Consider the following 18,733-nt stretch of genomic DNA (forward strand, 5'->3'; position numbering starts at 1 on the left):
ACCTACAGAAAAACCCGCTCTGTTATGGAGCGGGCTTTTGCTGCTGTGATTATTTGACGTTGGAAACAGTTGGGCGATCGGCTTGAATGACTTCAAAACGATAACCTTTTTCTTTCAAGTACGAAATGATTTGGGGGAGAGCTTCAGCCGTTGGCGACTTGGTGCTGGAATCATGCATCAAGACAACGATTTCTTTTTGTGACTTTACTTGCTGCACTACATTTGCCAGTGCCTGCGCGGCTGTGTACTTGTTGCTCCTTGCATCGCCGTTTGTTACATTCCAGTCGATAAACGTATAGCCACGTTGTTTTGCTTCTTCTTTGATCGCATGCATGACGGTCTGCTGCTTGTTATAACGTGTGGGATCTTGATATTTCAAACTAACGGTATTCGTACTACCACCTGGATAGCGGAACACGGTTGGTTTTACGCCAATTGCCTTTTCAATCATTTGACTACCTTTTTCCACGTCTGCAAAAAAGCCATCCATATTTTTGTAAAGAAGCTGATAATTATGGGAATACGAATGTCCTCCCACCGCATGTCCTTCAGCTACGATCCGTTTGAGAATGGCCTCATGACCAGCTACCTCACGGCCCACAATAAAGAAAGTGGCTTTGACTTGATGCGCTTTCAGCGTATCCAAAATGCGTGGAGTGACAGGTGAAGGTCCATCGTCAAAGGTTAAATAAGCGATCTTCTCAGAAGACTTCGGTGTCTGAGGGATCGGTTTTGTAGATGGTTCAGGCTTCTTCGTTTGATTGGTCGTTCCTTTTTGTTTGTCAGGCTGCGGTGGAGTCGGTGTCTCTGGTTTTGCTGGCTTAGATGGTTTTGGTTGTTCTGGTTTCGGTTGCTCCGGTTTCTTTGGTTGTTCAGGCTGCTTTGGTTGCTTCTGTTGAAGCGGCAGCATCGGGATAAACGGTTCATCGCCATAGATCAGATATTTTTGCCGCAGCTCAACAAATTTCTTAAGATCCGCTTCATAGGAAGAAACAATCTCCTGAGGGGATTTGCCTTGTTCGAGAAGCAGACCGATTTTGTTGGTACCCATCACCTTGTCGAACATGGAGATTTGCATACTCGTACTTTTTGGTATAGGGAATGGTTGTAATTGCTTGGCATAAGCCAGCGCGTAAATACCTGTTTTTACAGGGTTAAACTGATGTGGATCGTTGATCTGAAGGCGGACGCCCCCGGCAGTTCCTTTAGTCTCAGGAATAAAGATGACGCCAGGCAGAAGACTTCCATTTAACAGATCGGCGTACTTGTGCGAATCTAGACCCTCTGCCCCAATCCAAGTGAAATGGTCGCCTTGTCGAAGGGGGGTACCCTCACCCAAACCAGTTGCCATATACCCGAAAACCGAGGTCAAGTTAGGGAGATGCGGAGAACTCGGAATCCAGGCCAATCCTGTCTGTTGATAAATCAAGCTACGTGTATACCCTTGCATCGGAATAACGGTTAGATCTGCACCGATGGTACGATTGAAATACAAGGCCAGCTCTCCGATGGTCATGCCATGTGCAAGCGGGAGGATATCCACTCCGATAAAGGAACGGTAAGGTAGTTCAACTACTGGCCCCTCGACAATCGTTCCACCGAGAGGATTCGGTCGATCCAGTACCATTACTTCTTTTCCTTGTTCTTTTGCTGCAGTCATGGCGTATTGCAAGGTAGATATGTATGTGTAGGTTCTCGATCCAATATCCTGCAAATCAACGAGAAGAATATCAATGTCTTTGAGCATTTCTGGTGTCGGCTTGCGAGTTGAACCAGACAAGCCGTAGACCGGAATAGCGTAGACGGGATGAACAAAGCTCGTTACCTGTTTTCCTGCTACCGTTTTTCCATCGAGGCCGTGTTCAGGTGCAAAGAGAGCGGCTAAATGGACGGAGCGATCTCGTCGTAACATGTCGATCGTGCTAACCATTTGACTGTTCTGACCTGTTTGATTCGTAATTAATCCGACTTTTTTGCCTTCAATGAGATAGTGGAACTGATTGAACAGTACATCACTTCCCAATTGGATGGCAGTCGTATTGGCGGAGCTTCCTACTGGAGGAATTAAAGTTAAGATAAGTGCCAGGATGAGGAAAGGGAGAAATTTGTTCATCATTCATTGCCTCTTTCAAGATAAAATACTGTCGCTTCTTGTCTATTGTAACGCTTTTGGAAAGCAAGATGGTTGCATTTTTGTAACAATTTGAAATTAGGTCAAAAGGAGCAGAAAAAAGGAACAGAAAAGAGGAGGGGTATTAGGAAAAAATGTTCTTTTGAAAGGGAGTCTACAGGAAAATCTTGAAACAGCCTTCATCCTATAGTAGATTAAGAATCGTGTGAACCTTTTTGGAAATGGAGTGAATGTTTTGCTGAAAAAAGTAACCTCATTACTGCTCGCGATTGCCTTGGTACCGATGGCAGCGTTTTCTGCAGCGGCAGCGACTGCACCTGTAGTGCCTAAAGCCGTACAGAATGCTGTTAAGGTGGAGTACAATAAAAACCAAATTGCGTTTCCTGACCAAGCACCTATTATTTCCCAAGGGCGGACATTGGTACCGATTCGTCCGATTGCAGAGAGTCTTGGATTTGAAGTGAAATGGAATGAACAAACTCGTACCGTTACCATCAATAAAGGGAAAGATAACATCAGATTGGTCGTTACTCAAAAAATTGCCAACAAAAATGGACAAACCATCAACCTCGACGTACCTGCACAGATTGTGAACAAGCGTACTGTAGTGCCTGTTCGATTCATCGCGGAAGCTCTGAGCTACAAGGTTGAATGGGATCCGAAGACACAAACGGTATTGATTGCGGATAATGTGAACCCTAATCAAGTCGACCAACAGGAAAAGCCGAAAGATCCAGCAAAGCCTGGAACAGACGAGAAAAAAACCGATACAAAGGTAACATTGTTCGATAAAGCGAGTATTGAGGGTAAAAAAGTGAACGTCTTTGCTTATTATCAGGTTACCGGGAAGGTTGAAGCAGGTTCAGAAGTTGTCGTCATCGTAGGAGATGACACATATGAGGTTACAGTAAATAAGGATGGCACCTTCAAGTTCCAACTCGAAGGTGAACATGATGGCATTCGTAGCTTCACTTTAAAAGCAGAAAAAGATGGAAAACAAGATACAGTAGATGGTGAGTTTATCGCTCAATAAGGCAGCTACTTCCTGAGTAAGAACACCTCCTGCACATCACACTAAGTGCAAGGAGGTGTTTTTGTTGTGAGACGAATAAGTAGGAGTATCGTTGCTGTACTCCTGTTTGCCGGCTTGCTGACAGGGTGTTCGCCTAACAAAGAACAGGGCACCGAAGATCAGAACGGAAATAAGGCCAAATTTGAATCTCTGGGAATTAACTTCCAGAACGATAACGTCGGTAGGGACAAAGGACCGGCAGCCATGATTAGCCAAAAGAGGGTTCATCAGCGAGAACCACAGCTGGTGACGTACTTGGAAGGGCGTGCGGAAAAGCTGCCCGGTGTAGCCGATATCAAGGTGTTAGCGTACAAGGATAACTTGATTGTAGGTGTCCTGCCAGTTGATACACCAAAGCCTGACGAAGTCAATCCGCGGACCTCGATCCCGTATACGCCTGGAAAAATTGTGCGAGTCGATAATGGACATCCAGATTCGCTGCACAGACGTGTTGTGAACCGGATGAGGTCAAGCTTACAGGCAGAAACACGCTTTAACATTTTGTACGTGTCTACCAATCGCGCTGTTTATGACCGAATCGCAGATTTGCATTCACGAATTACGAACGGAGAGCACATCAGTGACGAGGAATTTCAAGTCCTGTTAAATGATATTGGGTATACGGTTATTGGATATAATTTAGTGGATTGAAAGAGCACCACCTGGACTCCCGGGTGGGCTTTTTGTCGAATAAGGGTCAAATGGCAGGAGAATAGTTAGAAATGGGGAAATAGTCAAAGAAGAGCAGGAGAACGGCAAGGAGTGCACATTATATGATTCCAATCCACATCCCTATATCCAAAATAACTCCTCCAGGACAGAAGCCATATGTCTTACGGCGTCCTGCATTAGCAAAAAAATTGCGTCTGTTGAAATATACGCAGATTTGTCTCATTCATGCAGGGGCAGGCTATGGCAAAACGACTTCTTTTGCTACATTTCTACATGATGAAGCACTGGCTGCGTCCTGGTTTACCATTCAGGATGGAGACGATGCCCTTCTTGCGTTTGTCATTTGTCTCGTCGAAAGTGTTCGGCAGGTTCATTCTGGTTTTGGACAGGTATTGAAAGAACAACTCAAAGACATCACTGAGCAAAGTCCGGTGCCGTCCCTAGACAGTAAAGTACTGGTCGACTTGTTTGTCGGGGAATGCGTACAGCTCCAGGCTGACCACATACTTGTTTTGGACCATTTCCAACGAATTGAGAATGGGAGTGAAGTCGATCAATTTGTTCAACGATTAGCCGAGGCGCTTCCACAAAAGGTCAAGCTGGTTATCTTAACGCGTTCCCGACCGAAATGGTCCAATCTCGACTTGTTGTCCGCAAGAGGAGAGTGTCTGGAGCTTACAACCAATGACCTTTCTTTTACGCTGGAAGAGAGTGAGGCCTTTTATTCTGATCAATACGACATCACGTTGTCCGAAGAAGATTGGGGTCGAGTCGAAGAGGTTGCGCAAGGCTGGGTGATGGCGCTGCGAACTTTTGGTGAAATGGTAACGAGGGGGCAGACGGTGTCCGATAGTCTGCGTGAGTTATCCCGATTGTTGCATTTGCTGGAAGTAGAAGTCTGGACACAGCTGGATGCAGGTATGCAGCGCTTCTTGATGGAGGCAGCCGTTCTCGAACAATTCGATTTGGAGGATTGCAAGCAAATACTCGGGGAGGGATGTATCGAGCACCTGTTGGAAGCACAACGTTGTCATCTTTTTCTGCATGTCCAAGCAGATTCTCATTATTCCTTTCATCCGCTATTTCAGCGTCTCTTGTCGAGCAAGCTGGCTGCGAATCAAGCGACGTACGTGCATGTAAATCAAAAGGCCGCAGGATGGTACAGACGTAAAGGGGACGAGGCAAAAGCTTTTGGGCGGTTGCGTCTCGTTGAACAGTGGGAGATGCTGGGTGAGTGGCTGTGCCAAGCATCAGAAAGGTTGCTGCAAGCAGGGAAGCTGGACTTTTTATACGAGTGGATAACGCTATTACCAGAGCATATCAAGTGCGAGCAGCATTGGCTGTTGTTTTATCAGGGTGAGGTAGAACGCTATCGGTGTCTATATGCGAAATCCTTTGCTTCTTATGAGCAATTTTTGAAACAATGTGAACAAAAGCAAGATCAAATCGGATTGTGCCGCGGGTTGGAAGGGCAAGCACGCGTCCATCTCGACAGCGTCCAAGGCGTCAGGGCCGAAGAGCTGCTCAAGAGGGCAATTCAACTTTTGCCCCCATTTGAACAAGAGAATGAGATGGCACCGAGGCTATATCGCTTGCTGGCAGAAATTTATACGAATCGCGGAGATGCCAAACAGGCGGCAGCTTGGTATGAACGGAGTCAGGAGTTAGAGCAGCAGACCGAGGTTGAGCTGGAATCGCGCCTGTTGTTTCGTACTGGCCGATTGCAATCTTCCATCCAGATATTGGAAAGTAAGTGGCAGGTAGAACAAGGGAAGCATCCTCCACTGACCAGATCGTATCGGGAAACCTCTTTACTGCTATCTTTTGTGTATGCATTGAATGGCGAATGGGAGCGAGGGTGGGAAGCAGCAGAAACTGCCATACAACTCGGACGTGCAGCGCATTCCCCTTTTGTAGAGGCGAATGGCTATGTTCGAAAAGCGCATGCGGCCCTCATCAGTCAAACATTGCCTACGGACGAGATTCGCGAGCTTTATGAAAAAGGCTTGCAAATCATGGAGGAGCTCCAGTCCACACGCGGAAAGTCAGAAACGCTTCTGGGACTAACCTTGCTTTACGCAAGAGAAAAGGCACTCGACCAAGCGCTTCTGTATGGCAACAGAGGAATACAAGAGACAGAGGCAATGCGCGACGACTGGTTAGGCAGTCTGGTACGTATGGCCATTGGAATTGCCTATGCCAAATACGGGAAAGAAGAGGAAGCATGGGCTACCTTTATCGATTGTGCCGACCGACTCAGTCACTGCGGGGATAGCTATAATGTCGTCATTTGTCAATTGTGGCTGAGCTTCTTGGCTTATCGCAAAAAACAATGGGATTTGTTTGTACCTGCGGTGACGCAAGCTCTGTCCTTGATGAAGTCCGGTGAATATCAATTCCTTTTGCAGAGACCTACGCTGCTTACACCGCATGATGTACAGCAGCTGATGCCGATTCTGATTGAGGCAGAGCGCCGAAAGGTATCGCCGGATTACGTCTCTCAGCTGTTAAATGATTTGGGCTTGCAAAACGTGACATTCCACCCCGGATATACCCTTCGTATTCAGACGCTGGGCGCTTTCCGTGTATGGCTGGGAGAGCGGGAATTGAGCGAAAAGGCATGGCAGCGTGGGACGGCCAAGCTGTTGTTTCAGCTTTTATTGACAAAGAGACACCATTTGTTAGCCCGGGAAGAAATCATGAACCGACTTTGGCCAGACAGTATCGAAGAAGCGGCAATTCGCGATTTTAAAGTGTCGTTGAATGCATTGAACAAAGCCCTTGAGCCAGATCGTGCTGCCAGAACAGACACCTTCTTCATTCAACGCCATGGCAGCTCTTACGGTTTCAACCTGGCATCGGGCTACCATATGGATGTCGAAGAGTTCGAGAAGCTCGTTACACTGGGCTTGGCAGAATCAGATCGGCGCCAAGGGACTATCCTGTTGGAAAAAGGACTTGCATATTACTTGGGCGATTACATGCCGGAATGCCGTTATGAGGATTGGTGTGTAGAAGAGCGTGAGAGAGTGCAGACGCTGTTTTTACGCGGAGCAGAGCGGTTAGCCAAAATCATGCTAGAGGACGGGAAGTTGGAAAAGACGATCCGCTGGTGTGAAGCGATTCTGCGGGTGGATGATTGCTGGGAGGAGTCATACCGCTTACTTATGACTGCGTATTATCAGCAAAATAATCGCACACAGGCAATCCGCTGGTATGAAAAGTGTGTAGCAAAACTGAGGGAGAACCTCGGTGTCGCACCGATGCCTGCAACCATGGAGACTTATCTTCAAATTATAGCGAAGTAAAAGATCGCCCACAAAGCGATCTTTTTTTGTACATAGAGCAATGGTTGCTTGACAAAACTAGGAAGTATTCGTAATATAATCTTTGTACTGACCAGTCAGTTCAAAAAGTCGAAAGGGGACAGGAGTGATGGCACCATCCAAAAAAGATCAAATTGCAAACGGAGCTTTAACCGCATTTGCCCAATTGGGTTATAGCGAAACGACCATGGATGCAATCGCGGAAATGGCACAGGTGGCAAAAGGAACCCTCTATTATCACTTTTCCACAAAGGAAGAGCTGTTTTTGTACGTGATAGAAAAAGGCGTGAAGATGCTGATTTACCATGTAGATCATGTAATGCAGAATGAAGAGCTTTCCTTGGAGGATCGTATTCTGAATGTGCTGGATGAGCATCTTCGCTTCTTTTCCGAGAATCAAGATTTGTGTTTCCTGTTGCTGAGTGCTTTCTCAGGAGATGGACAACGCGACAGGATGGTTTGCAATCTGCTAGGTGGCTATTTCAGCACGATGGAGTCACACATGCTAGAACTGCAGCAGTTGGGGTATATCCGGGCGGATATCGATATACGCACACTTGCATCCTCGTTGTTTGGCATGGTTGGTTTTACCGTACTTCGCAAGCAATTTCGCAAAGAGCCAGTGAACAGTGCCGAAGATAAACAGACACTTCGTTATTTGCTTTCAGGAATGTTTCAAAATAACGTCTAGAGAAATGTAAACAAGAGGAGAAGACAGATGAACAAACGTGCATGGATCGGTGTAGGTAGCTTTGTAGTGAGCATTGCAGTACTTGGAACCGTATTGTTTGGTTCGAATGTGAGTAGCATGGCTGGTCAGAATACAACGAAATTAGCAGGTGTAATCGAAGGAACAGAGGTCGACCTCTCTTTTAAAATGGGTGGTTCCATCGAACAGCTCTCCCTGAAAGAAGGAGACGAAGTAAAGGCAGGGCAAGTAGTTGCCACGTTAAGCAGCGCGGAAATCCTTGCGAAGAAAGAACAGGCTGAAGCAGCTTACAAGCTCTCACTCGTCAAGCTTGATCAGGCGAAAAAAGGGGTATCAGTGACAGATAGCTCCAGCAATGCCCAAGTCGACCAAGCAAAAGCAGTTGTCAACTCGGCGCAAGCGCAGCTTGACGCGAACAAAAATGGAGCGCGTTCAGAAGAAATTACGCAGCTCAAAGCGAAATTACAAGCAGCACAAACTTCGAATCAAATTGCCGCGACGAATTTGGAACGAATGAAGAAATTAATGGCGGAAGGTGCCGTTCCACAAGTGAAAGTGGAAGAGGCGCAAATGCAAGCAGATAAAGCCCAAGCGGAGTTTAAAGCAGCAGAAGAGCAGTTGAAAATGGCTCAAACTGGATCACGCAAAGAGCAGGTCGATGCCGCACAAGCACAACTGGATCAAGCAAAAGCTGCATACAACCAAGCAGTAGCAGGGAGAGGTCAAGTAGGCTTGAAAGAGCTGGATGTTAAATCCGCAGAAGCGAACGTCATGCAGGCAAAAGGTGCACTGGCTGAAATGGAAGCCTATGTGAACAACACCAAGCTGACAGCTCCAGTAGACGGTATTGTAAAATCAGTTGCCGTTCAAAAGGGAGAGCTGGTTTCGCAAGGCTTCACTGTATTGACTATCCAAACAAAATCAGATAACTATGTAAAATTTTATGTAAATGAATACATGCTTTCGAATGTGAAAACAGGCGATCAAGTGAAATTGTTTGTCCCAGCCCTGAACAGAGAAGTAGACGCCAAAGTGGTTACTGTAGCTCCTGCTGCTGACTTTGCCGTAAAAAAAGCGACACAAGAACTCGGTGATCGTGACATTCGTTCCTTCCAGGTGAAGCTGCTGGTGTCCGATTCTGAATTGCGTCCAGGCCTGACGGTTGAGTGGCAACTTGAAGGAGCTGGTAATGGTGAATAGTTTCTCTCACCTGTTCTGGAGCGAATGGAAAAATCTTTTTGCAAACAAAACCATTCGAAATATTCTCTTCCTCGTTCCCCTGATTTATTTGACGATGTTCGGCTTTCTGTACAGTGAGAAAAAAGTGATGGAGATCCCTACTGTGATGGTGGATGCCGATCAAACCGAATTGAGTCGTGAGCTCTACCGCGCCTTTGAGGTTGATCATACATTTCGAATCACGTCTATTGTAGGAACAGAAGAAGAAGCAATGAAGTTGGTTGACAAGGGAGAAGCAAATATCGCCCTGATCATACCTGCTGGATTAGAAAAGGATGTGAAAGCTGGGAGAGAAGCAGAGGTACTGACTGTTATCGACGGCAGTAACATCATGATTTCGAATACGGCAGTTCGAGCAGCGAATACAGCAATTAAGTCTGTTTCAGCAGGAACCACGCTGAAGAAGATGGAAGCACTAGGCGGCTGGGGAGAAGAAGGGAAAAACATGTTTACGGGTATCGATTATCGATACAGAGTGTTGTACAACCCAACCTTCAGCTATCTGTCCTTCATGGTATTCGGTCTTGCAGGTACAGTGCTTCAACAGGTGCTGTTTCTTGGAATCGTATTGTCCGTTGCCCAGCAAAAAGAAGAGGGGACCTGGAAGGATACACTATCTCGCCATAGCTTCTTCGCGATCACGGCGAGCAAATTGTTGCCGTACTTTCTGGCAGGAACCCTCAACATGTTCCTGGCGTTTACACTGATGTTAAAAGGTTTTAATATCCCTTATTACGGAAGTACGTTTGATCTAATGCTACTGGCTAGCATGTTCAACTTGGCGGTGTTGGCTATCGGGTATGCCATCTCCTTTGTGTCCAGCAGCCAGCTCCAAGCTACTCAGATCGGGATGATGATTGCAGTCCCTTCTTTCATGCTATCGGGTTATACTTGGCCACTCATGTCGATGCCAACAGGGATTGCTGCGATTTCAAAATCTTTGCCGCTGACCTATTTCTTGGGTGGTGTAAGGGAAATTTTGTCGAAGGGACACGGGCTGTCAGCTGTCATGAACGACTTCATGGTTCTCGGTTTCATGACACTCATCGGGTTGTTCGCAGCCTATGTCATTTATTTGTTGCAGATAAGGAAAAGTAAGGGGAAAGTTAGAGAACAAACGGCGGCATAAATAGAAGGATTTGGCTGCGCCAGAGTGATGGCGTAGCCTTATTTTTGTTTACAAGGATCTTGTTTGGCAGTCAAGTTGTATAAAAATAAACCTTGTGTAATAAATAATCTCTCCTTTATACTTATTATAAAAAAGCAGATTCTTCAACACTAGGGGGACTTTATGTCAGCGACTCATCTAAAGCAATTGTGCGAGGAGACGTACACCAAGTTGAAAAAGGTCAGCATGGAAGTAGAACGTTTTTTGAATCAGGTTACCTTATCTGGTCTTGTATCTGCATCAGGTGATCCTGAAGATTTTGAAACGTATTACCGTAACTATCTTTCCGACTTGCGCCACCTTTTAGTCTACTGCGAAAATGCATACGAAAGGCTGGGAGTATCACTCCGACGCGCACGATTTCATGAGGAGTTTGCCGAGGAAGTATTATATCAGGTATACCATACCTGTATAAATAACTTCTATTACCCCAAAGGAGAGGTTTACGAAGAAGATGGTCGGTTGGCCTATACGGGTCAGGACTGTATCATTTTTCGCAAGCAGGTCGTCCCTGAGTTGCAGCAGTTGACCTTATCCTTGTCCAGAGTGTTCGAACAGTTGCGTAATGATTTGCAGTATTACGAGACAGACTACATAGCGAAAAAACAAATGCAACAAGAAAAAGCACAGGCCTAATAAGCCTGTGTTTTTCTATAGTTTCTCGAGTCGGGGATGAACCCGGATGGAAGTCCTATTATTTATAAAAGTGTAGCGTAATGGATAATAGCTGTTTACATTATGCTTCGAAGTAATCACTTTTCTCCTCATCAAAAGAGAGAGGAGAGTTCATGAGAAAAAAACGAATTTCCTCAATGCTTAATCCCATTTTTCGTGCTGTCAGGATTAAATCGATCCATTCCTTATCCAGGAGATCTTTAGGAGACGGAGTGGTTTTCATGTTAGTTCCCCTTTTACCCTCCTTTTGTAAAAACAAATAAATTACCCAAAAAATGGTTGGAAAAAGATAGGTAAAAAGCTTATATCAGAAATGATACTTAATTCAGTTTCATATGTAAATCTAGTATTTGTGACTTTTGTTTTAAATTCATGCAAAAAATAATAAGCCACCACTATATCAGTGCTGGCAACCATGTTATTTATGTCGATTTATCCGCCATTTATTGTACTCCAAAAACTCCCGAAACTGTTCTTTACTTACCCCGGATTTCATAGCCTCTTCGATCAGCTTGTACCATTCTTCATCAACATTCTCGACTGAAGGAATATCTTTATCCTGAAGCAATGTGTCTACTGTCACATTTAATACTAGTGCGATTTTCTCAAGAAATTGAATAGAAGGATTTCGCTGAATGCCACGCTCGATTGAACTTAGATAAGACTTGGCGACACCAGCGCGTTCAGCTAAATCAGAAAGAGAAAGGCCTTTGTCTATTCTAAGCTGCTGTATACGCGAGCCGATCATGTAATAGCCACCCCTTTAAATCTCTTCGTTTATTATAACGTCAAAATAGCTGAAACACAACTTTTTGTGGGACTAGTCCTGTGTCGTTTGGCTCATTTATTCGATTCGACCCTACTGACGTTGCTAAAAAATTACCTTTCTACTAGATAAAATGAAGCATCATTATGGCTAAGTATCTAAAATTACGTTCGTTCTTTATAAAAAACATAATGTTCGTTATTAAGGTTGAGAAAAAACGAGATATTCAGACGATATTCTACAAAACAGTCGATTTTCGCTGTTTTTGGTCTATTTTTAAAGGAAATTGATATTTTACATTCTATTGCCAGTACAGGATACTGTTTTCAAATCGTTCTTTATAAAGAACAAAACAAACGGATTGTTCTCTATAAAGGAAAGTTCGAGCTTGAATGGCGCTTACCGCTTTCAGCTTGAAATGGATAGAAATGTACAGAAAAACTTACAAAAAAACTGGAGAGGAGAGATCCATTCTGCATGCCAATTTGTCAGAAGCAGTGGCGGTAATCTGCCTGTTAATTGTAATAATTATACTATTTTTTATGGGTATCTTGGTGATTAAATCAAGGAATTTGTTGATAGAAAGGAGAACGCGCCTTTACCTGGGACAGTTTCAAGACTACTTCACGTATATCCAGTCTCATATGGACTCACCTGAGAGGTTGAAAACGCCTTACTGGCAATTAAATCGTTTGGAAATGAGAGTTCTGCAACAAAAACTCATTGAATGGATCGAATCTCTTACAGGAAGCCATCGAAAGAAAATGATCACACTATGTGAGGATACAGGGCTCGTCAAGCAAAACCTCCAAAGGCTGAATAGTCGCTTCCATTGGATAAGGATCGATGCAGCCTACCATCTAGGAGCAATGCGATCCGAGGAAGCCGTACCAAGGCTACTGCAATTGCTACAGACAAAAAAACTCGATCCCACTCATTTTATCATCGCGAGATCTATCGCCAAGTGTGCGAGAAATCTGGACGATATAAGGAACATGCTGATGCTCGTTGTAAAGCATCGGAAAAGCAATCATTACCTTGCTGTTGACATCATGAAAGAGACAGAGTTGGACTGTACGCCATTATTGCTTGAATGTTTGCGAAGTACGGACAAGGATTTGAATAAAATCGCTTTGATTGGATGGTCTGCTCCTTTAACTGCGGAGATTGCCGATTTGGTATATCGGCAGATCGATTCGGAAGACCAGGAAGTCCGCATCCAGTCAGTGAGGTTGCTGTTCAAATATGATGCTGTTTTGGCAACGGCATTGTTCGAGTCGTTGATGAAGACGAACGATACGGAGGTCTGTCAGAATACTGAAATGATTGAGATGTATGCCAGTTGCAGAAAGCAAATCAATGAAGATGAGATGGAGGACAAGAAAAATCGTTATGTTTATGCCGTGTAACTATACCTGAAAGGAGATTGCAATGAGGGACTTTTTGCAAGCATACGGGATCTTTGCTGTTTATTACGTAATCGTGATTGAGACGCTCTATTTAACGATTCTAAGCCTGTCCATCAAAAATATTTTTTCCATCATCAAAAGCTCCATGTATTCTCGCTTTCAGTCACTCTCTGGATCAGAATACGTACCACAAATATCCATTCTTGTTCCTGCTTACAATGAGGAATTGACCATTATTGAAAACGTTCGTTCGCTTCTCGCGCTAGATTATCCCAAGTATGAAGTCGTTGTTATTAATGACGGTTCCAAAGACGAAACGTTGCAAGTTTTGTTACTGGAGTTCAAGTTAACTCGCACAGAGTATGCAGGGGGCTCCAGAGTATTGGAAACCTCCAACGTACGAGGTGTTTATTACAATCCGCAATATCCTAATTTATATCTCATTGATAAGGAAAACGGAGGAAAAGCCGACTCGCTAAACGCGGGGATAAATCTTTCCCATTATCCATTGATTGCTTCCATCGATGCTGATTCGTTATTGGAAAAGGACGCGTTGATCCGCATCGCCAAGGTGTACATGGAAAACCCTGAAGAAACGGTCGCGATCGGTGGGATAGTCAGAATCGCGAACGGCTGTGAAATCGAGGACGGAATGATAAAGAAAGTCAATCTTCCTACCAAAATTTTGCCTATGTTCCAATGTGTCGAATACTTAAAGGCATTCCTAGGGGGAAGGATTGGGTGGAGTTCAATCAATGGACTGATTATAGTGTCGGGTGCCTTTGGGGTATTTCGAAAAGATTTCGTTGTCAAAGCCGGAGGTTATCGAGGGGGATATCCTGGCGAGGACATGAACATCATCATCAAGCTTCATAAATATATGCTTGAAAATAAACTTCCGTATCGAGTGGCTTTTTGCCCAGATGCCGTTTGCTGGACCCAGGCCCCAGATACCCTGAAAATACTTGGCAGCCAGCGAAGAAGATGGGGACGCGGAAACCTCAAAAACATGCTGGAGTACGGCATTTATATAGTAGGCCGTCCCAAGTACAAAGTTATGGGGCTGATTACATTTCCCTATAACATCATTTTCGAAACGCTGAATCCTTATTTCAGGTTTACCGGTTTTGTGGCTCTGCTGGGATACACATTGATGGACATGACTCAATGGAGAATACTGGCTATCTATTCGCTACTGAATCTTTTGTTTGGCGTGCTACTCGGGATCGGCTCTCTGTTTATGGAAGAACTTGCTTTTAAGCGTTACACAAGAGTTCGCGACAACCTCAAGATGTTGGCATTCCTCTTCTTTATGTTTCTTGGATATCAGCAGTTGGGAGTCATTTGGAGATTTTTGGGTCATATCGAGTTTATGCGCAACAATAACACATGGGGAACCATGACGAGAACAAGCTGGAAAACATAGAGAAACAGGGCACGGGAGGGAGATACCATGAGTCAGATTGCAAAAGCGTATTCGTTTCCTTTATTTCAAGTATTTGAACATGTGCTTACCTTCTATGAATCGAGTCAGTTGCCATGCGGGATTATTCTGGCTGTCACGAATGGAAGCAGTGAAGAACAGATCCAAGATTTGAAAATGTCTTTGGCAAAAGCAGAGGGGTTTACCGATATCCATTGCTTTTACGACAAACAAAGCAGCATCCTCGGTATTCTCCTTGGTGACCAGATGCTAGGCAATACTCATTTCCATTCTCTCTTCATCAAGGAACAGCTACAGACCCAACATATGTTGGCAGGGCCAGTATTCATCGCCAGCTTCCCTGAACAGGGGGAATCAGCAGCACAAGTTCTCAGTGGTATGGTACGGGAGATTACTGCTGGAAAGGGAAGCGCTGGAGAGATTCATATATACAGCGGTAAAAGATCATCGGAAGCAAAGAGAAGTCTTTTGCTCGTTTCGCAAGATGAAACTGTGAATGAGTTTTTACGCATCTATTTACAAAGAAAAGGTTACAGCGTTTATTTGGCGGACAACGGGAGAGAAGCGTGGGAAAAATACAAGCGATTTTTACCAGATGCTGTTATCACCGATGTCAATCTGGCCATTGAAGACGGTTACCAGTTGATCAGCAAGATCAATGCAGTTGAGCATGGCACCAAAATCGTGGTATTAACCCACAAACGGTTGGAAGACGACAAGAAAAGATCATTCGAGCTGGGAGTCTCAGATTATATAGCGAAGCCATTTTCACCTGTAGACCTGGAAGCACGAGTGAGAAGTCTATTGTCTTAAACATAGATAAAAGGGAGGAAGCAAAAATGAGCTACTTCACAAAATTGAAGCAAAAAATGGAATCAAAAACCGTAAAAGTTGGGGTAATTGGACTTGGGTACGTTGGTCTTCCCCTCGCTATGGAAATGGCAAAAAGCGGTTTCTCTGTTTACGGCATCGATTTGGATCAACGGAAGGTAGAAACCTTGCTCGCAGGCAGGTCGTATATTCAGGACGTTCCTAGCGATGTGATCCAATCAAGCCTTTCAGCTCAGAGATTCTTCCCGACCACTGATTATCGGGTGCTCAAGGAGCTAGATGCCGTCAGCATATGTGTTCCAACGCCGCTCAGTGAAAATCAAGACCCGGATACGTCCTTTATTAAGGGAGTTGTCCGTGAAATTATCAAATACAAAAAGAAAAACCTTCTGATTACGCTTGAAAGCACAACTTACCCGGGGACGACAGAAGAATTGATCCAATGGGAGTTCGAAAAGCTGGGTCTGACCGTCGGAAAGGATTTCTTCCTTTGCTTCTCTCCTGAGCGTGTTGATCCAGGTAACTATTCCTTCAACACTCATAATACGCCAAAAGTACTCGGGGGAACCACGCCGAAGTGCTTGGAGTTGGGGGCCCTGCTGTATGGCAACCTGGTTACCAATGTAGTAACGGTTTCTTCCCCGAAGGTAGCTGAAATGTCAAAATTATTGGAGAATACATTCCGGAGTGTAAACATTGCCTTTATCAATGAAATGGCTATGATGTGCGACAAAATGGGCATCGATGTGTGGGAGGTTATCAAAGCTGCGTCAACAAAACCGTTTGGCTATATGCCGTTTTATCCAGGCCCTGGAATCGGTGGGCATTGCATTCCGCTTGATCCGATGTACCTCTCATGGAAGGCAAAGGGCTTCCGTTTTCATAGCAAATTCATCGAACTGGCACAATCGATTAACGACAGCATGCCAGACTATGTGATCAATAAAACCGCACAGGTACTGAATCTTTATGCGAAATCAATCAAAAACTCGCGGATTCTCATTTTGGGGATGGCCTACAAGCCTGACATTGATGATCTGCGTGAATCCCCAGGTTTGCATATATACGAGCTGTTCCAGGAAAACGGGGCACGTGTCGATTACTACGATCCTTATGCACAAAGCTTTGTAGACAAACGCGGGAACACAGTTCGTTCCATTCCGCATGACTTGGAACAAATGAAAAATTACGATTGCATGGTACTCGTTACGAATCATAAGAGCTTTGACTACCAGAAGTTTGCTGATCTGGGTGTAGCCATCATTGATACACGAAATGCTTTTGACAGCATAACGGGTCAACATATTTACAAGCTGGGGAATCCGGCAAGGATGCACGGTGAGGAAGAGCGAGTCGTACTCCTGGCTTAACTCGGAAACTGGATGATCATTACGGAATAGGGGAGGCAATCGTATGTGCGGTATCGTGGGATACATTGGTGAAGGACAAGCGCAAAAAATTCTGACAAATGGTTTGCAGAAGTTGGAGTATCGCGGCTATGATTCGGCTGGTGTCGCAATATTTAACGGTGAAAAAATGGAGATTTGCAAATCGAAAGGAAGGCTGGCCGTTTTGGAAGAACGGCTCGTCCAATTTCCTATGCGAGGTTGTTTAGGAATCGGACATACGCGTTGGGCCACTCACGGCCGACCATCCGATGAGAACTCTCACCCACATACGGATGAATCGGGGAAGTTTTCTGTTGTCCACAATGGTATTATCGAAAACTATCTGGAAATCAAACAGGAGCTTTTGGACCATGGAGTCACGTTTACATCCGATACCGATACAGAAGTCATTGCTCATCTCATTGCTGTACTATACGAAGGCGATCTCGTCGCCGCCGTTAGAAATGCTGTACTGCGTATGCGCGGAGCATATGCACTCGGGGTTATTTGCGAGTACGAACCAGATAAAATGGTGGCAGTCCGATTGGCAAGCCCATTAATTATCGGGGTAGGTAAAGGAGAAAACTTTATAGGCTCCGACATCTCTGCTGTACTTGAGCACACTCGCGACATTGTCATCTTAGAAGATGGGGAAATGGCAGTTCTCAAGAAAGACAGCGTTTCACTCATGAAAGTGGAAACAAGCGAACCACTTCAACGTGAGTTGTTCCACGTAGATTGGAATGTGGAACAGACGGAGAAGGACGGATTTGAGCACTTCATGTTAAAAGAAATTTACGAGCAGCCAAATGCATTTCGTAACACGCTGCTTAACCGGATTGACGAGGACGGAAAGCAAATTGTTTTGAAGGATATGCCATTACACTCAGAACAAATCAAAGGTATTGAGAGGATTTTCATCGTCGCGTGCGGTACCGCCTATCATGCAGGACTGATCGGTAAAAATGTGATTGAAGAACTGGCAAGAATACCGGTAGAGATCGATGTGGCTTCAGAATTCAGATATCGACGTCCTATAATATCTGAAAAAACACTGGTCATTGTCGTGAGCCAGTCGGGTGAAACAGCTGATACGCTGGCAGCGTTGCGGGAGAGTCGACGTTTAGGAGCCAAGGTCTTGGCCATCACGAATGTACAAGGCAGCTCGATTGCCCGTGAAGCCGATTATGTGCTTGCTACCTTTGCCGGACCGGAAATTGCTGTCGCTTCAACGAAGGCGTACACCTCTCAGGTAATTGTTTTTTATCTGCTCGGATTGTATCTGGCTCAGGTGAAGGAGACGCTTGCGGAAACAGAGCGGGAACTCATGATTGCCAATCTGCGACAGCTGCCTGAGCAGGCTGAGAAGGCACTCCAACATGCGGATGATATTCGCGTCTATGCCGAGTCCATCAAGAATCATGCCAGCCTGTTTTTTATCGGTCGAGGCATTGATTATGCTGTGGCGTTGGAAGGATCCTTGAAGCTGAAGGAAATTTCGTACATTCACTCAGAGGCATACGCTGCTGGGGAATTGAAGCATGGAACGCTGGCTTTGATTGAAGAGGGTACGCCTGTCATTGCCTTGGTGACACAAAAAGAGCTGGAAGAAAAAATGGTTAGCAATATTACAGAAGTGAAGGCACGAGGTGGGAATGTGCTAGCGATCACATTGGAAGGCAATGTCGAATTGCACCGAAATGTTGACGAAGTGTGCTTTGTACCTGCGACTTTGCCTGTATTTACCCCCATCCTGTCTGTTATTCCGCTGCAGTTGATCTCGTATTATACTTCTCTGGCATTGGGTAATGATGTAGACAAGCCACGGAATCTTGCCAAAAGTGTAACCGTTGAATAAAAAAATATGATTTGAAAGAATCCCGGAACAGCCAGCTTATTGGAG

Annotated in this window: 15 protein-coding genes; 12 read left to right on the forward strand and 3 right to left on the reverse strand. The window is 44.9% G+C overall.

Features of this window, described 5'->3' with window-relative positions:
• Positions 1 to 49 precede the first annotated feature (49 nt).
• Positions 50 to 2,113, reverse strand: coding sequence for an exo-beta-N-acetylmuramidase NamZ domain-containing protein (locus ACUUHJ_RS11570; RefSeq protein ID WP_472301173.1), 2,064 nt, complete (start codon positions 2,111 to 2,113; stop codon positions 50 to 52).
• 244 nt (positions 2,114 to 2,357) lie between these two features.
• Between ACUUHJ_RS11570 and ACUUHJ_RS11575 the strand changes: the two genes are divergently transcribed.
• From ACUUHJ_RS11575 to ACUUHJ_RS11605, 7 genes are all read left to right on the forward strand, one after another.
• On the forward strand, positions 2,358 to 3,164 hold the full coding sequence (locus ACUUHJ_RS11575) for a copper amine oxidase N-terminal domain-containing protein (protein ID WP_289677374.1): 807 nt from the start codon (positions 2,358 to 2,360) through the stop codon (positions 3,162 to 3,164).
• A gap of 66 nt (positions 3,165 to 3,230) precedes the next feature.
• Complete coding sequence (locus ACUUHJ_RS11580; RefSeq protein WP_289677376.1) at positions 3,231 to 3,854, forward strand: YhcN/YlaJ family sporulation lipoprotein; 624 nt, start codon at positions 3,231 to 3,233, stop codon at positions 3,852 to 3,854.
• Between the two features lie 122 nt (positions 3,855 to 3,976).
• A complete protein-coding gene (locus tag ACUUHJ_RS11585) occupies positions 3,977 to 7,183 on the forward strand; it encodes a BTAD domain-containing putative transcriptional regulator (protein WP_472298934.1) in 3,207 nt (1,068 codons plus the stop codon).
• Between the two features lie 127 nt (positions 7,184 to 7,310).
• Positions 7,311 to 7,892 carry a TetR/AcrR family transcriptional regulator gene (locus ACUUHJ_RS11590; RefSeq protein ID WP_289677378.1) on the forward strand — a complete coding sequence of 194 codons (582 nt, stop codon included), beginning with the start codon at positions 7,311 to 7,313 and terminating at the stop codon, positions 7,890 to 7,892.
• Positions 7,893 to 7,919: 27 nt separating this feature from the next.
• Positions 7,920 to 9,110, forward strand: a complete 1,191-nt coding sequence (locus ACUUHJ_RS11595) for an HlyD family secretion protein (protein ID WP_472298935.1) — start codon at positions 7,920 to 7,922, stop codon at positions 9,108 to 9,110.
• Positions 9,100 to 10,278, forward strand: a complete 1,179-nt coding sequence (locus tag ACUUHJ_RS11600; protein WP_472298936.1) for an ABC transporter permease — start codon at positions 9,100 to 9,102, stop codon at positions 10,276 to 10,278. The genes ACUUHJ_RS11595 and ACUUHJ_RS11600 overlap by 11 nt, the downstream gene beginning before the upstream one ends.
• Before the next feature lie 162 nt (positions 10,279 to 10,440).
• Positions 10,441 to 10,953 carry a YpuI family protein gene (locus ACUUHJ_RS11605; RefSeq protein WP_289677381.1) on the forward strand — a complete coding sequence of 171 codons (513 nt, stop codon included), beginning with the start codon at positions 10,441 to 10,443 and terminating at the stop codon, positions 10,951 to 10,953.
• Between the two features lie 100 nt (positions 10,954 to 11,053).
• On the opposite strand, the gene ACUUHJ_RS11610 is transcribed toward ACUUHJ_RS11605, so the two are convergent.
• On the reverse strand, positions 11,054 to 11,215 hold the full coding sequence (locus tag ACUUHJ_RS11610; protein ID WP_289677382.1) for an anti-repressor SinI family protein: 162 nt from the start codon (positions 11,213 to 11,215) through the stop codon (positions 11,054 to 11,056).
• A gap of 195 nt (positions 11,216 to 11,410) precedes the next feature.
• Entirely contained in the window at positions 11,411 to 11,740 is a 330-nt protein-coding gene (locus ACUUHJ_RS11615; RefSeq protein ID WP_289677383.1) for a helix-turn-helix domain-containing protein, read from the reverse strand.
• A gap of 572 nt (positions 11,741 to 12,312) precedes the next feature.
• On the opposite strand from ACUUHJ_RS11615, the gene ACUUHJ_RS11620 reads away from it, so the two are divergent.
• From ACUUHJ_RS11620 to glmS, 5 genes are read left to right on the forward strand one after another with little or no spacing between them, the layout of a single operon-like run.
• On the forward strand, positions 12,313 to 13,167 hold the full coding sequence (locus ACUUHJ_RS11620) for a hypothetical protein (RefSeq protein WP_472298937.1): 855 nt from the start codon (positions 12,313 to 12,315) through the stop codon (positions 13,165 to 13,167).
• 22 nt (positions 13,168 to 13,189) lie between these two features.
• Positions 13,190 to 14,593, forward strand: a complete 1,404-nt coding sequence (locus ACUUHJ_RS11625; protein WP_472298938.1) for a glycosyltransferase family 2 protein — start codon at positions 13,190 to 13,192, stop codon at positions 14,591 to 14,593.
• 27 nt (positions 14,594 to 14,620) lie between these two features.
• Positions 14,621 to 15,424, forward strand: a complete 804-nt coding sequence (locus tag ACUUHJ_RS11630; RefSeq protein WP_472298939.1) for a response regulator transcription factor — start codon at positions 14,621 to 14,623, stop codon at positions 15,422 to 15,424.
• A gap of 26 nt (positions 15,425 to 15,450) precedes the next feature.
• Complete coding sequence (locus ACUUHJ_RS11635) at positions 15,451 to 16,812, forward strand: nucleotide sugar dehydrogenase (RefSeq protein ID WP_472298940.1); 1,362 nt, start codon at positions 15,451 to 15,453, stop codon at positions 16,810 to 16,812.
• A 43-nt stretch (positions 16,813 to 16,855) separates the two neighbouring features.
• A complete protein-coding gene (gene glmS, locus ACUUHJ_RS11640) occupies positions 16,856 to 18,688 on the forward strand; it encodes a glutamine--fructose-6-phosphate transaminase (isomerizing) (protein ID WP_472298941.1) in 1,833 nt (610 codons plus the stop codon).
• The last annotated feature ends 45 nt before the right edge of the window (positions 18,689 to 18,733 follow it).

It is taken from the genome of Brevibacillus schisleri, assembly GCF_055685845.1.